This window comes from Pseudomonas sp. S04 (genome assembly GCF_009834545.1).
In the GTDB taxonomy this organism is placed as follows: domain Bacteria; phylum Pseudomonadota; class Gammaproteobacteria; order Pseudomonadales; family Pseudomonadaceae; genus Aquipseudomonas.
This window is the reverse complement of record NZ_CP019427.1, coordinates 880971-895453: the sequence shown is the minus strand read 5'-3', so window position 1 is coordinate 895453 and position 14483 is coordinate 880971. Positions and strand designations below refer to the sequence as shown.

Here is a 14483-nt window from a genome sequence, read left to right as displayed (position 1 = left end):
TTGAAACTCAGTGATATCGCCCAGCTCGCCGGTGTGTCCGTGACCACCGCCAGCTACGTCATCAATGGCAAGGCCGAACAGCAGCGCATCAGCAGTGCCACCGTCGAGCGCGTGCGCGCGGTGGTCGAACAGCACGGCTTCACCCCCAATCCGCAAGCGGCCGGGTTGCGCAGTCGGCATACCCGCACCCTGGGTTTCATTCTGCCGGACCTGGAAAACCCCAGTTATGCACGCATCGCCAAGCTCCTGGAGCAAGGCGCGCGGGCCCGTGGCTACCAGTTGCTGATTGCCAGCTCCGACGACGCCCCGGACAGCGAGCGCCAGTTGCTCCAGCTGTTTCGCGCACGCCGCTGTGATGCGCTGTTTGTCGCCAGTTGCCTGCCGGCCAGCGACGACAGCTATCGCCAGTTGCAGGCCAAGGGTTTACCGATCATTGCCATCGACCGGGTCATGGAGCCAGAGCATTTCTGCTCGGTGATCAGCGATGATCGCGAAGCCAGTCTGCAGCTCACCCGCAGCCTGCTGACACCGGCGCCCCGGCAGATCGTGCTGATCGGCGCACGGCCCGAACTGAGCATCAGCCAGGAGCGTGCCGCCGGATTCAAACAGGCGCTGGTCGACTTCCAGGGCCAGGTGCTGATCGAGCACAGCGAGTCGTTCAGCCGTGATGGCGGCCGGCAGTTGATGGAAGAGTTGCTGCAACGCCTCGGGCATTTGCCGGATGCACTGGTGACCACCTCCTACGTCCTGCTGCAAGGCGTGTTTGATGCCCTGCATGACTTCCCGCTGAAAAGCCGCCCGCTGCGCCTGGGCACCTTTGGTGACACCCAGTTGCTGGACTTCCTGCCCCTGCCGGTCAACGCCATGGCGCAGCAGCATCAACTGATTGCCGAAAAGGCCCTGCAACTGGCCCTCGCGGCCATCGAGGAAGCCCACTACCAACCCGGCGTCCAGGCCATCGCGCGAACTTTCAAGCAGCGTATTCATCAGGACTGAGCCGTGGAGCTGATCGACAGCCACACCCATCTGGACTTTGCCGACTTCGACGCCGACCGCCAGGCGCTGCTCACGCAAAGCCGTGCGCTGGGGGTCAAGCGCATGGTGGTGCTGGGGGTGTACCAGGCTAATTGGCAGCGCGTCTGGGACCTGGTGCAAAGTGACCCGGACCTGCACGCCGCATTCGGCCTGCACCCGGTCTATCTCGATCAGCATCGTCCCACCGACCTCAACGAACTGGCGGACTGGCTGACCCGCCTCGCCGGTCATCGGCAACTGTGCGCAGTGGGCGAGATTGGCCTGGATTTTTTTCTCCCAAGCCTGGATCGCCAGCGCCAGCAAGTGCTGTTTGAAGCACAACTGCAACTGGCCAGGGATTTTGCGCTACCGGCGCTGCTGCACGTGCGCCGTAGTCACGCTGCGGTCATCGCCACCTTGAAGCGCTTCAAGTTACCCCGCGGCGGGATCATCCATGCCTTTGCCGGCAGCCGGGAAGAGGCCCGCGAATACCTGAAGCTCGGCTTCAAGCTCGGCCTGGGCGGGGCCGCCACCTGGCCACAAGCCCTGCGCATGCACAAGGTGATCGCCGGGTTGCCGCTGGATTCGGTGGTACTGGAAACCGATTCGCCGGACATGGCGCCCGCCATGTACCCCGGCCAACGCAATAGCCCGGCTCACTTGCCTGCGATTTGCGCGGCGCTGGCCGCAATCATGGCCATCAGCCCCGAACAACTGGCCGCGGCCAGCACCGCCAATGTCTGCCAACTTTTCAACTGGTAACCGGCTAAGCGTGTGCCCTGGCGGCCTGCAGCACCAACTTCAGGTGTTGCCGTTGCCGCGCATAACGCATCGCCACGAAGTAGATGAACAGCGCCAGTAGCGACACATTCAGTTGCTCGATTCCCGTCAACAGCCCCAGCCATTCCATCACCAGGGCCACCAACAAGGCGCTGGCGATCATCACCCGTAGACTCGCGCGCAGCATGGTCAGGGAATCCAGGGCCTTGAGGCGCTTGAGCTCGGCAGGACCGCTGAGCTGCAGGCTTTTCTGGCAGTGATGACAGGTAAACGTCTCGTTGATCGCCATGGCATTCAGTTGCCAGGGCTTGAGCATCAGGGTGACCTGGCAATGAACGCATTGCCCGGTGATTCCCTGGGAGGTGGCCGTCATGAGTTTGATCCTCGAGGCAGTGGCACATTCGCGGGTGCCAGTAGGCGCGCGAACCTCTGTTTATTGAAGACGAAAACCGCAGGCGCACATTGGTTTCGGACCGAAGCCACAGGCGGAAGGAACTTGTACTACAGAGCATTCGAAGTCAGGCCGCCCCAGTCGGCCTGACGCTGAGCATCACACGCGAAAGGCACTGATCAGATGTTTCAACTGCACCACCTGGGCCGACAACGCACGGCTGGCGTCCTCGGTCTGGTGCGCTCCTTCGGCGGTGCGCTCGCCGGCGCGGTTGATCTCGACGATGTTGCGGTCGATATCGTGGGCCACCGCCGTCTGCTGCTCGACCGCCGCGGCAATCTGCTGGTTCTGATCGACAATCATGCCCACCGCCCCGAGGATGTTGGCCAGGGCCTTCTGCACCTTGTCCGACTGCCCCACCGTGCCACTGGCCATCTGGTGACTGATCCCCATGGCCTTGACCGCCGCGCCCACGCCACTGTGCAACCTGGCGATCATCTGCTCGATTTCTTCGGTCGATTGCTGGGTACGCTTGGCCAGGGTGCGCACCTCATCGGCCACCACCGCGAACCCACGCCCCTGCTCCCCGGCACGAGCGGCCTCGATGGCCGCATTGAGGGCCAGCAGGTTGGTCTGCTCGGCGATGCTCTTGATCACTTCCAGCACCCGACTGATGGATTGGCTGTCACTCGCCAACTGGTTGATCACCAGCACCGACGCGTCGATCTCATGGGCCAGTTGCGCAATGCTGCCCTGCTGGGACTCCACCAGCCCACGGCCACTGATGGTTTCGTCGTTGACACTTTGCGCGCTGTTCACCGCTGTCGCGGCACTGCGGGCGACTTCCTGGGCGGTGGCTGACATCTGGTTCATCGCCGTGGCCACCTGCTCGATCTGCGAGCGCTGCCCGGCCACTGCCTGATTGCTGCGGGCCGAGACCGTCTCCACTTGGCCGGCCTGACGCTCGACTTCGTTGACGGTTTGCCCCACCAGCTGGATCAGGTCGTGAATTTTTGCCACGGTGGCGTTGAACACCTTGCCCAGCTCCCCCAACTCGTCGCGGCTGTGCGCGGTGAAGGTGACCGTCATGTCGCCTGCGGCGACTTTGTCCATCACCGCCCCGAGGCGCTTGAGGGTGGTGCGCGTGGAAACGTAGAAACCGCCGTAGAGGTAGAAAATCAGCACGAACACCACCGACAGGGCCACGGCCTGCAGGATCATGTGCGTGCGGTTCTGTTCCAGGCGTTGCTGCAACTGCACGCCGAGAAAGCTCAGGGTCGCGTCGTTGAGTTGATAGGTCTGTTGCATCAGGGCGCTGACCTGGTCGTAGAATCCCTGCCAGGGCGCATCGAGGGTATCGGCCATCACCACTTGCTCTTCGAACAGCTCGCTGGCTTGCTTGAGCGTGGCCTGGCTGGCAGTAGCTGCCGGCTCCAGCACCTCACGCGCGGCATTGCTGGCGCCCAGCGCATCCTGCAGCTTGAGGGCGTACTCGGCCTGGAGCTTTTCCATCTGCGCCAGCAGCTCATCGAAGCGGGTGGAGGATGCCGAATTGAGGAACCCCTGCCCCAGGGAAAATGCGCCCATGGCCCGACCGTCGCCGAGGATCTGGGTAATGCGTGGGGTGACGGTGGTCAGCAGTTCACTCAGTTGGCGGATATCGCTCTGGTTGTCGCGGCTAAGGCCCGCCTGGCTGCTGATGATCTGACCAAAGATCTGCGCGTTGCCCAGCAGCTTGGCGATCATCGCGCTTTTGCTCTGCAGGGACTTTTCCGTCTGCTGGGCCTTGAACGCGGCAAGCATTTCATCGCGCTTGGCCTCGAACACGCTGACGCGCTCCGGGTTGTCGCTCATGGCGCTCAGGCCCTGCAGGCGGGCCAGCACCTGTTGCTCCAGGGCGCTGATTTTCGTTTCGATATCGCCAGCCTTGCCGGACTGCCCCAGGGTCGAGTTGATCTGCACCAGGTTGTTCAGGGTCTCCAGGTCGCGCCGCAGAGCCAGGCCACTGCCCAGCAGGTCGAGACTCTGCAATTCAATGCGGGTGCCCTGGAATTCGCGATAGGAGTCGCGCACCAGGTAGAAGTTGGTCACCAGCATCGGCAGCAGGAACAGCACACTGATCAGGCTGAACTTCATGCCGAAGCTCAGGCGATTCATCAGTGCCACGGCGGGATAGAGCAAACTCTTCACAAGAAGTCCCCCTTTTCATTTCTTATTTTTATCGGCAGGCACGCAAAGAAAGCAGATAGCCACTACGGCGCGCTGCTTCTGTATAGCTTAAATCGGCAGGAGTTTTTGTAACTTAAGGTTAACGAGCCGCAGACTGGGTTGGCGACCGCTTTGCGATCGGACGCAGCCTGCGGGATCGAATTAGAGCAGGACGGTCCAGAGGGCGAACCCGGCGTACCAGACCACGGCTGCGCGCAGCAGCAATTCCCACAATTGGTCCAGGCTGTTGATGCCTTCGGGGCCCGCTACGGGTGCCGGGATTTCACCCGCGACCTTGCCGGTTTTCTCGATCAACTGCGCGGCGCTGATGTTCCAGTTGAGCAATTCATGCAGCATCACCCGGCTGACCGCGACAAAGTTGCCCACCAGGGCAAAACTCGCTGCCAGCAGGCGCACCGGCAACCAGTCGAAGGCATGGCGCAACTGCGCCGCACGCTCGGCCAGTGCCGGCTGCTTGCTGTGCTCGGCCGCCAGGGCCAGCAAGCGATAACTCAAGGCCGCGACCGGACCGAGCAGGAAATACCAGAAAATCACCGCAAAAAAGCTCTGGTAGGCCTGCCACAACAAGCGGGCTTGCACCAGTTGCAGCAACTGCTCACCGCTGTCGGCACAAATCCCCAGGTCACGCTGGGCGACATGGGCGGCTGCTTGCAGGTCTTCGCGGCGCCAGGCATCGCGAAACGGCCCCAGCTCGCCCAGAATGTCGCCCCGGCCCAGGCTGTAGATCACCACCAGCAAATGCACCGGCAAGGCCAACAGGCCATAGGCGACCGGCTCCAGCACCAGCAACAGCAAGCCAAGCAAGGCCACCGGCAACAACACCAGCAGGGCCAGCACCAGCCAGGGTTGGCGGCTCAGCCGGGGATGGCTTTCAAGCTTGGCCAACTCGCGCAGCCAACCGCTGTCGCGTTGTACCCGGTGGCGCAGTGCCGAAAACTTCTCGATCCATACGGCCAGCAGTAACACCACAAAACTCATTGTCCTTCCCCTTGTGCCAGGGCGTCGCGGTAACGCGTCCAGTCGAACGCCGGCCCCGGATCAGTCTTGCGTCCAGGCGCGATATCGCTGTGGCCCTGGATACGTTCAGTGGAGATCGCCGCAAACGCGCCCTGCAACTGCAGGGTCAAGGCTGTCAGCGCCTGGTACTGGGTGTCGGTGAACGGCAGATCATCGGTGCCCTCCAGCTCGATGCCCAGGGAAAAATCATTACAACCTTCGCGCCCCTCGAACAGCGAAACACCCGCGTGCCAGGCCCGCTCAAGACAAGAGACAAACTGGGTGACGCTGCCGTCACGTTCGATCAGGAAATGCGCAGACACGCGCAGGTGGGCGATCCCTGCAAAATAGGGATGTTCGGTGACATCCAGGCGGTTCTGGAAAAACTCCTGCACCTTGCCCGTGGCAAACTGCGCCGGCGGCAGGCTGATGTTGTGGATCACCAGCAGGGAAATTTCGCCCGAGGGGCGCGCATTGAAGTTGGGTGACGGGCAATGACGCACACCTTCAAACCAACCACTCGCGGGGTCCAGCTGCATACAGGTTCCTTCAACAACGGCTTTGACAGGCTCCAGTATGCCGCGATCACCCCACGGGTGCGATCACTTGCCGCGATTGAGGCGCTGTCTGCGGCGTAATGCCCCGGCCAGGCATTTGTGATCTTGGGTTCACTCCCGGCATGGCCCTATAATCGTGACACTTTGTTTGTGGAGCCCGTTATGCCGAATCTACGCCTCGCCGACCTGACTGCCGAAATCGAAGCCAATGTGCGCCGTGCGCTGCTGGAAGACATCGGTAGCGGCGACATCACTGCACAACTGATCCCGGCCGAGCGCCTGGCCAAAGCCACCATCATTACCCGTGACGCGGCCGTCATCAGTGGCACCGCATGGGTCGATGCCGTGTTTCGGCAACTGGACCCGCGCGTCGCGGTGCACTGGCAGGTGCGCGACGGTGAGCGGGTGAACCCCAATCAACCGTTGTTTCATCTCGAAGGCCCGGCCCGTTCGCTACTGACCGGTGAACGCAGTGCGCTGAACTTCCTGCAGTTGCTGTCGGGGGTCGCCACCCGCGCCCAGTACCTGGCCGACTTTGTCGCCCAGACCCAGGTCAAGCTGCTGGACACCCGCAAGACGCTGCCTGGGCTACGCCTGGCGCAAAAGTATGCGGTGACCTGTGGTGGTTGCCATAACCACCGTATCGGCCTGTACGACGCCTTCCTGATCAAGGAAAACCATATCGCTGCCAGTGGCGGCATCGCCCAGGCCATTGCCGCCGCACACAAGATCGCCCCGGGCAAACCGGTGGAGGTGGAGGTGGAAAGCCTGGCGGAGCTCAAGGAAGCGCTGGCGGCCGGTGCCGACATCATCATGCTTGATGAGCTGAGCCTGGATGATATGCGCGAAGCGGTACGCCTGAACGGCGGCAAGGCGAAACTGGAAGCCAGCGGCGGGATCAACGAAAGTACGCTGCTGCCCATCGCCGCGACCGGCGTTGACTACATTTCGATTGGTGCGCTGACCAAGGATGTGAAGGCGATCGACCTGTCGATGCGCTTGAGCCTCTGAACACAGGTACAAATTGTAGGAGCGAGCGCCCACTTGCGGCCTGCTCGCGATGTACCCGAGAGCGCCACGTTTAATCAATAAGCTCGCGTAATCGTTAACGACCATCGCGAGCAAGCTCGCTCCTACATTGAGGGTCAGACCACCAGATTGTTCATCTCGCAGTACTCCTGCCACTCGACACCCAGCACTTCGGCAGCCTCCTTGTGCAGCACCAGGCGTGCAGCCTCGAACTCTTCAGGGGTTGAGGTGTACTTGAGCGTCAATTCCCACGGCTGCAAGCCCTGGGATTCTGCCTCGTCTTCGAAAGCCCACTGGATCTGGTCTTTTTGATCGTCGGCACTCAAGTCCTTGATCTCTTCAGCCAACTGGGGCGACTCCTGCAGATAGGACTGCAGCGCTTGTTCGTGCCTGGCTTCTTGGGTCAATGCGTTAACGGTCATGGCGTTCTCTTTGATCTGGGGAATGGAAGATGGATCTGGATCATCAAGGATCTCTCTGACGCAAATAAACCGCGTGTTGCCTGGTGTATCTGGCCTTCAGAACCATTCGGGATCATTGGAAAACAGGTACTGCCTGGTGCCCGAGACAGGAATCGAACCTGCGACCTTCGCGTTACGAGTGCGCTGCTCTACCGACTGAGCTACACGGGCGGTGGGCTAAACCTAGCACTGACTTTGGGGTCAGGCAACTTCCCCGGTGGTGTCAATTTCTTGCAGGCAAAAAAATGCCCCGCAGCTTTCACTGCGGGGCATTTCTCGGAACGTTGAAGCGGTCAGGCGCAGGGCGTGATTAAACGCCCGAAGCCTTGGCTGCTGCTACGTCTTTGATGGACAGCTTGATACGGCCGCGGTTGTCCACGTCCAGTACCAGTACTTCCACTTCCTGGCCTTCTTTGAGGATGTCGGTCACTTTCTCTACGCGAGCGTCGCTCAGCATCGAGATGTGAACCAGACCGTCCTTGCCCGGCAGGATGTTGACGAATGCGCCGAAGTCGACGATGCGCTCAACCTTACCGACGTAGATCTTGCCGATCTCGGCTTCTGCGGTGATGCCCAGGACGCGCTGACGAGCAGCTTCAGCAGCTTCCTTGGTTTCGCCGAAGATCTTGATCGAACCGTCGTCTTCGATGTCGATCGAAGCCTTGGTTTCTTCACAGATCGCACGGATGGTCGCGCCGCCTTTACCGATGACATCACGGATTTTGTCGGTGTCGATTTTCATCGCGATCATGGTCGGAGCATTTTCCGACAGCTCAGTGCGGGACTGACCAATGATCTGGTTCATCTGACCGAGGATGTTCAGGCGCGCTTCCAGGGCTTGGCCCAGAGCGATTTCCATGATTTCTTCGGTGATGCCCTTGATCTTGATGTCCATCTGCAGCGCGGTAACACCTTTGGCGGTACCGGCTACCTTGAAGTCCATGTCGCCGAGGTGGTCTTCGTCGCCCAGGATGTCGGTCAGGACGGCGAACTTCTCGCCTTCTTTAACCAGACCCATGGCGATACCGGCAACCGGTGCCTTCATCGGTACACCAGCGTCCATCAGGGCCAGGGAAGCGCCGCAAACGGAAGCCATGGAGCTCGAACCGTTGGATTCGGTGATTTCCGATACCACGCGGATGGTGTACGGGAACACATCGGCAGCAGGCAGCATGGCAGCGATCGAACGACGAGCCAGACGGCCGTGACCGATTTCGCGACGACCAGCGCCACCCATGCGACCACACTCACCTACCGAGAACGGAGGGAAGTTGTAGTGCAGCATGAACGGGTCTTTTTTCTCGCCTTCCAGGGTGTCCAGCAGTTGTGCGTCACGGGCAGTGCCCAGAGTCGCGACTACCAGGGCCTGGGTTTCGCCACGGGTGAACAGAGCCGAACCGTGGGTCTTGGGCAGAACACCGACTTCGATGTTCAGCGGGCGTACGGTCTTGGTGTCGCGACCATCGATACGTGGCTTGCCGTTGACGATGTTTTCGCGAACGGTGCGGTATTCGATTTCGCCGAAGGCCGCTTTCACTTCGCTGGAAGAAGGCTGGCCTTCTTCACCGGACAGCTTGGCTACAACCTGATCCTTCAACTCGCCCAGGCGAGCGTAACGGTCGGCCTTGACGGTGATGGCGTAAGCCTGGGAGATAGCGTCGCCGAACTCGGCACGGATAGCGCCCAGCAGTGCAGTGGCTTCAGGCGCAGGAGCCCAGGTCCAGGTTGGCTTGGCAGCTTCGGCAGCCAGTTCTTTAACAGCGTTGATCACCACCTGGAACTCGTCGTGAGCAAACAGTACCGCGCCCAGCATCTGGTCTTCGGTCAGCTCTTTGGCTTCCGATTCAACCATCAACACGGCTTCCGAAGTACCGGCAACGACCATGTCCAGGCTCGAAGCTTTCTGTTGTTCGTAAGTCGGGTTCAGCAGGTAGCCGGTGCTTTCGTGGAACGCAACGCGGGCAGCGCCGATCGGGCCATCGAAAGGAATGCCGGAGATGGCCAGGGCAGCCGAGGTACCGATCATCGCAGCGATGTCCGGATCGGTCTTCTTGCTGGTGGAAACGACGGTGCAGACAACCTGCACTTCGTTCATGAAGCCTTCTGGGAACAGCGGACGGATCGGACGGTCGATCAGTCGGGAAGTCAGGGTTTCTTTCTCGGAAGGACGGCCTTCACGCTTGAAGAAACCGCCAGGGATCTTACCGGCAGCGTAAGTCTTTTCCTGGTAGTGGACGGACAGAGGGAAGAAGCCTTTGCCTGGATCGGCTTGCTTGGCACCGACTACAGTCACCAACACGCTGACGTCGTCGTCAACGGTGACCAATACTGCGCCGGAGGCCTGACGGGCGATACGGCCAGTCTCGAGGGTAACGGTCGACTGACCGAACTGGAATTTTTTGATTACCGGGTTCACGGTGTCCTACCTTCTTTGTGGCTCTTGGGGAACTTGTCTTCTTGCGAAATTCTTGGGCAATGTCGGGAATCGGCCCAACGCCTGTCCAGGGTAAAACGTGTATCCAGATAAAACTTGAGGCTGGGAGCCTGCCATGCGCCAGCGGGAATCCCACTGACGTACGACAGACAACCAACCTCTAGCGCAATCGCTTATTAGCGACGCAGACCCAGGCGACCGATCAGAGTCTGATAACGACCCAGATCCTTGCCTTTCAGGTAGTCCAGCAGCTTACGACGCTGGTTTACCATGCGGATCAGACCACGACGGGAGTGGTGATCTTTACCGTTGGCCTTGAAGTGACCTTGCAGCTTGTTGATGTTGTGGGTCAGCAGTGCAACTTGCACTTCTGGCGAACCAGTGTCACCAACAGCTTGCTGGTAGTCAGCTACGATTTGTGCTTTTTCTTGAACGTCGAGAGCCATGAGGCAATCCTTTTATCAGGAAACCACCCAAAGGGCAGTTTCAACAGGCCAGGGACAAATCCCTGTATCTAAAAATGAGTAGTGACCGTGCCTGTTAACAGCCACCCTCGTCCGGTCATTCTGACCGAATCAGTCGACGTGGCGCGATGCGCCCGTCTTCGCTCACTTCACCGATACCGATGAAGCGACCATTGTGATCCTGTACCCGTACCATGCCGAACTTCGGTGCATCCGGGGCGCGAACCGGCTGGCCGTTGAGCCAGTAGAACGAGCTGTGCTCCGAGAACTGCAGCAGCGGCCAATCCAGCAAGCCGCTGTCCGATGGCATCAGGAAACGGTCAACCGCTTCGTTGCCGCCTTCGGCATGTACCGCTTCCAACTCTTCCAGCGTGACCGTCTGGGCCAGGCTGAATGGACCGGCCTGGGTACGTCGCAGTTCTGCCACGTAAGCACCACAGCCGAGCTGTTCACCAATATCCTCCACCAGGGTACGGATATAGGTGCCTTTGCTGCAATCTACGGCAAAGCGCGCAGTGTCACCTTCAAAGGCCAGCAATTCCAAGCGCGCAATAGTAACAGATCGCGGTTCGCGCTCCACCACTTCGCCTGCTCGTGCCAGCTTGTACAACGGCTGGCCATCGCGTTTGAGTGCCGAGTACATCGGCGGTATCTGACTGATTTTCCCGCGAAAACTGGGCAATACAGCTTCGATATCGGTGCGACCAACGGTCACCGGGCGTTCCTGCAAAACGTCACCCTCGGCATCCGCCGTGGTGGTGGTCTTGCCCAATTGCGCCAGGGTTTCATAACCCTTGTCGGAATCGAGCAGGTATTGCGAGAACTTGGTCGCCTCACCGAAGCACAGCGGCAACACGCCGGTGGCCAACGGGTCGAGACTGCCGGTGTGGCCAGCCTTTTCGGCATTGAGCAACCAGCGCACCTTCTGCAAGGCAGCGTTGGAGGTGAACCCCAACGGCTTGTCGAGCAGGATGATGCCGCTGACGTTACGACGGATACGTTTGACCTGAGCCACCGATTACTCCTTGGTGTCTTCGGTTTCTGCCGCGACCGGGTGCTGATTGTCTTCAGCCACGGCGCGCTCGATCAATGCCGACAGATGAGCACCACGTACGACACTTTCGTCATAGTGGAAGTGCAGTTGCGGAACGCTACGCAGCTTCATCTCGCGAGCCAGCTGCATGCGCAGGAAGCCTGCAGCCGAGTTCAGCACCTTGATGCTTTGTGCGATGTCCTCGGCACTGTCCTGGCCCATCACGGTGATGAAGATCTTGGCGTGACCGACGTCACGGCTGACTTCAACAGCGGTAATGGTGACCAGACCAACACGCGGGTCTTTGACTTCACGACGGATCAGTTGTGCCAGCTCACGCTGCATCTGATCGCCGATACGTTGGGTACGGCTGTATTCTTTTGCCATGTCTTGTTACCTGTTACTGCCTCACGGTGAAACCCGTGTGGTCTGAAAGCGGCAAACGCCCGGCCTGACAGAAGCCAGACCGGGCGTTGCGTTTAGAGTCCGGGCGATGCGCCGTGCATTTGCATGCGGCTGCCCATCACGGCTCTTGAAGTGCGCGAGTTAGAGGCTGCGAGCAACCTGAACCTTCTCGAAGACTTCGATCTTGTCACCGACTTTGACGTCGTTGTAGCTCTTCACGCCGATACCGCATTCCATGCCAGCACGTACTTCGGAAGCGTCATCCTTGAAGCGGCGCAGGGATTCCAGCTCGCCTTCGAAGATAACGATGTCTTCACGCAGTACACGGATTGGACGGTTACGGTGCACGATACCTTCAACAACCATGCAACCGGCGATCGCGCCAAACTTCGGCGAACGGAACACGTCGCGGACTTCAGCAATACCCAGGATGTTCTCCCGGACGTCGCTGCCAAGCATGCCGGTCAGGGCCTTCTTGACGTCTTCGATGATGTCGTAGATCACGTTGTAGTAACGCATATCCAGGCCTTCCTGCTCGACGATCTTGCGCGCGCCAGCATCGGCACGCACGTTGAAGCCGAACAGTACAGCGTTGGAGGCCAGTGCCAGGTTGGCGTCGGACTCGGTGATACCACCGACACCGCCACCCACTACACGCACTTGCACTTCGTCGTTACCCAGGCCGTTCAAGGCGCCGTTCAACGCTTCCAACGAACCACGAACGTCAGATTTGAGGACGATGTTAAGCGTCTTCTTCTCTTCCTGGCCCATGTTCTCGAAGATGTTTTCCAGCTTGCCTGCGTGAGCACGAGCCAGTTTGACTTCACGGAACTTGCCTTGACGGAACAGAGCCACTTCACGGGCTTTCTTCTCGTCGGCAACCACGCTCATCTCGTCGCCAGCGTCCGGGGTACCGTCCAGGCCGAGGATCTCGACAGGGATGGAAGGACCGGCTTCCTTGATTGGCTTGCCGTTCTCGTCGAGCATGGCACGTACACGGCCATAGTTCGAACCGACCAGGACCATGTCGCCTTGGCGCAGGGTACCGTCTTGAACCAGAACGGTTGCAACCGGGCCACGACCTTTGTCGAGACGCGATTCAACCACAACACCGCGACCAGGGGCCGATGGAGTTGCTTTCAGTTCGAGAACTTCGGCTTGCAGCAGGACGGCTTCGAGCAGTTCGTCTACACCGGTACCGACTTTCGCCGAAACCGAAACGAATGGCGTATCACCGCCCCACTCTTCCGACGTCACGCCATGAACCGACAGTTCGCTACGGATGCGATCGAGATCGGCGCCCGGCTTGTCGATTTTGTTCACTGCAACGACCAGAGGAACACCAGCGGCCTTGGCGTGCTGGACAGCTTCAATGGTCTGCGGCATCACGCCGTCGTCCGCTGCAACTACCAGGATCACGATGTCGGTCGCCTTGGCACCACGGGCACGCATGGCGGTAAACGCGGCGTGACCTGGGGTGTCAAGGAAGGTGACCATGCCGCGTTCGGTTTCAACGTGGTAGGCACCGATGTGCTGGGTGATACCGCCGGCTTCGCCCGCAGCTACCTTGGCACGACGGATGTAGTCGAGCAGCGAGGTCTTACCATGGTCAACGTGGCCCATTACGGTCACGACTGGCGCACGGGAGAAGGTCTCGCCTTCAAACTTCAGGGACTCAGCCAGGGAATCTTCCAGGGCGGTGTCGCTGACCAGGGTCACTTTGTGGCCCAGCTCTTCAGCAACCAGTTGAGCAGTTTCCTGATCAAGCACTTGGTTGATGGTCGCTGGAGTACCCAGTTTGAACATGAACTTGATGATTTCAGCAGCCTTGACCGACATCTGCTGGGCGAGATCGCCCACAGTGATGGTCTCGCCGATCTTCACTTCACGCACGACAGGGCCGGTTGGGCTCTGGAAACCGTGGGCGTTGCGTTTTTTCAGCTTGGCCTTGCCGCGACCACCACGACGGAAGCTGTCGCTTTCTTCGTCGGTAGTACGTGGCGCAACACGTGGAGCAGGCGCTTTTTCCTTGACCGAAGCACGATGCGGAGCGTTTTTGCGCTCACCATCGCCACTGCCACGACGACTGTTGTCGTCTGCACGTGGTTTGTCCGGACGGCGCTGTTCGTTCTGCTTGTTGCGAACGTCAGCAGACGGTGCTGGAGCAGCAGCCACCGGTGCGCTCTCACGCACTGGCTCGGCAGCCGCAGCAGGCGCTGCAACAGCGCCGGAAGTAGCGGTTTGCGCAGCAGCAGGCTGGCGACGCGCTTCTTCTTCGGCGCGACGCTTGGCTTCTTCTTCAGCCTTCTGACGTGCAGCATTTTCTACTGCGCGACGTTCTTCCAGTTCGCGTTTGCGCTCGGCTTCGATTTCTTCCGGGCTGCGCTGTACGAAGACTTTCTTCTTGCGTACTTCAACGCTGATGCTTTTGCTGCCAGCAACACGCAGGGTGCTGGTGGTTTTACGCTGCAACGTGATCTTGCGCGGTTCTTCCACTTTCGCCTTGTGGCTGCTTTTCAAGTGAGTCAGCAAAGATTGCTTCTCACTGTCGGTCACATGTTCCTCGGCGGCGGTGTGCGGCAGACCTGCCTCACGCATCTGCTGCAGCAGGCGCTCTACCGGTGTTTTGACCTCATCGGCCAGTTGTTTCACCGTGACTTGCGTCATGCACTTCTCTCCTCAGGCCGCGC

The 14483-nt window shown here is 59.9% G+C and carries 13 protein-coding genes and 1 tRNA gene; 3 read left to right on the top strand and 11 right to left on the bottom strand.

The window, feature by feature from the left end:
• Complete coding sequence (gene cra / locus PspS04_RS03810) at positions 1-996, top strand: catabolite repressor/activator (protein WP_095169451.1); 996 nt, start codon at positions 1-3, stop codon at positions 994-996.
• Between the two features lie 3 nt (positions 997-999).
• Positions 1000-1776: a TatD family hydrolase gene (locus PspS04_RS03805; protein WP_159993712.1), complete on the top strand. Its 777-nt coding sequence runs from the start codon at positions 1000-1002 to the stop codon at positions 1774-1776.
• A 4-nt stretch (positions 1777-1780) separates the two neighbouring features.
• Here PspS04_RS03805 and PspS04_RS03800 read toward each other — a convergent pair whose 3' ends face one another.
• The 4 genes from PspS04_RS03800 to ampD form a co-directional block, all read right to left on the bottom strand.
• The gene (locus PspS04_RS03800; protein WP_095169453.1) at positions 1781-2167 is read right to left on the bottom strand and encodes a hypothetical protein; all 387 of its coding nucleotides are present in this window, start codon (positions 2165-2167) and stop codon (positions 1781-1783) included.
• A gap of 177 nt (positions 2168-2344) precedes the next feature.
• Positions 2345-4375 (bottom strand): methyl-accepting chemotaxis protein, encoded by a 2031-nt coding sequence (locus PspS04_RS03795; protein WP_159993710.1) that lies wholly within the window; start codon positions 4373-4375, stop codon positions 2345-2347.
• Between the two features lie 180 nt (positions 4376-4555).
• Positions 4556-5392, bottom strand: a complete 837-nt coding sequence (gene ampE, locus PspS04_RS03790) for a regulatory signaling modulator protein AmpE (RefSeq protein WP_095169455.1) — start codon at positions 5390-5392, stop codon at positions 4556-4558.
• Positions 5389-5949, bottom strand: coding sequence for a 1,6-anhydro-N-acetylmuramyl-L-alanine amidase AmpD (gene ampD / locus PspS04_RS03785; protein ID WP_159993708.1), 561 nt, complete (start codon positions 5947-5949; stop codon positions 5389-5391). The genes ampE and ampD overlap by 4 nt, the downstream gene beginning before the upstream one ends.
• A 180-nt stretch (positions 5950-6129) precedes the next feature.
• Between ampD and nadC the strand changes: the two genes are divergently transcribed.
• Entirely contained in the window at positions 6130-6978 is an 849-nt protein-coding gene (gene nadC / locus PspS04_RS03780) for a carboxylating nicotinate-nucleotide diphosphorylase (protein ID WP_095169457.1), read from the top strand.
• A 134-nt stretch (positions 6979-7112) separates the two neighbouring features.
• On the opposite strand, the gene PspS04_RS03775 is transcribed toward nadC, so the two are convergent.
• From PspS04_RS03775 to infB, 7 genes are all read right to left on the bottom strand, one after another.
• Positions 7113-7418 (bottom strand): DUF6388 family protein, encoded by a 306-nt coding sequence (locus PspS04_RS03775; RefSeq protein ID WP_095169458.1) that lies wholly within the window; start codon positions 7416-7418, stop codon positions 7113-7115.
• A gap of 134 nt (positions 7419-7552) precedes the next feature.
• Positions 7553-7628: transfer RNA gene (locus PspS04_RS03770), tRNA-Thr, on the bottom strand.
• A gap of 139 nt (positions 7629-7767) precedes the next feature.
• Positions 7768-9873, bottom strand: a complete 2106-nt coding sequence (gene pnp / locus PspS04_RS03765) for a polyribonucleotide nucleotidyltransferase (RefSeq protein ID WP_159993706.1) — start codon at positions 9871-9873, stop codon at positions 7768-7770.
• Between the two features lie 194 nt (positions 9874-10067).
• Complete coding sequence (gene rpsO, locus PspS04_RS03760) at positions 10068-10337, bottom strand: 30S ribosomal protein S15 (RefSeq protein ID WP_003177875.1); 270 nt, start codon at positions 10335-10337, stop codon at positions 10068-10070.
• Between the two features lie 115 nt (positions 10338-10452).
• Positions 10453-11370, bottom strand: a complete 918-nt coding sequence (truB, locus tag PspS04_RS03755; protein ID WP_095169460.1) for a tRNA pseudouridine(55) synthase TruB — start codon at positions 11368-11370, stop codon at positions 10453-10455.
• Positions 11371-11373: 3 nt separating this feature from the next.
• Positions 11374-11775, bottom strand: a complete 402-nt coding sequence (gene rbfA / locus PspS04_RS03750; RefSeq protein ID WP_095169461.1) for a 30S ribosome-binding factor RbfA — start codon at positions 11773-11775, stop codon at positions 11374-11376.
• Positions 11776-11934: 159 nt separating this feature from the next.
• Positions 11935-14460, bottom strand: a complete 2526-nt coding sequence (infB, locus tag PspS04_RS03745; protein ID WP_095169462.1) for a translation initiation factor IF-2 — start codon at positions 14458-14460, stop codon at positions 11935-11937.
• Positions 14461-14483 lie beyond the last annotated feature (23 nt).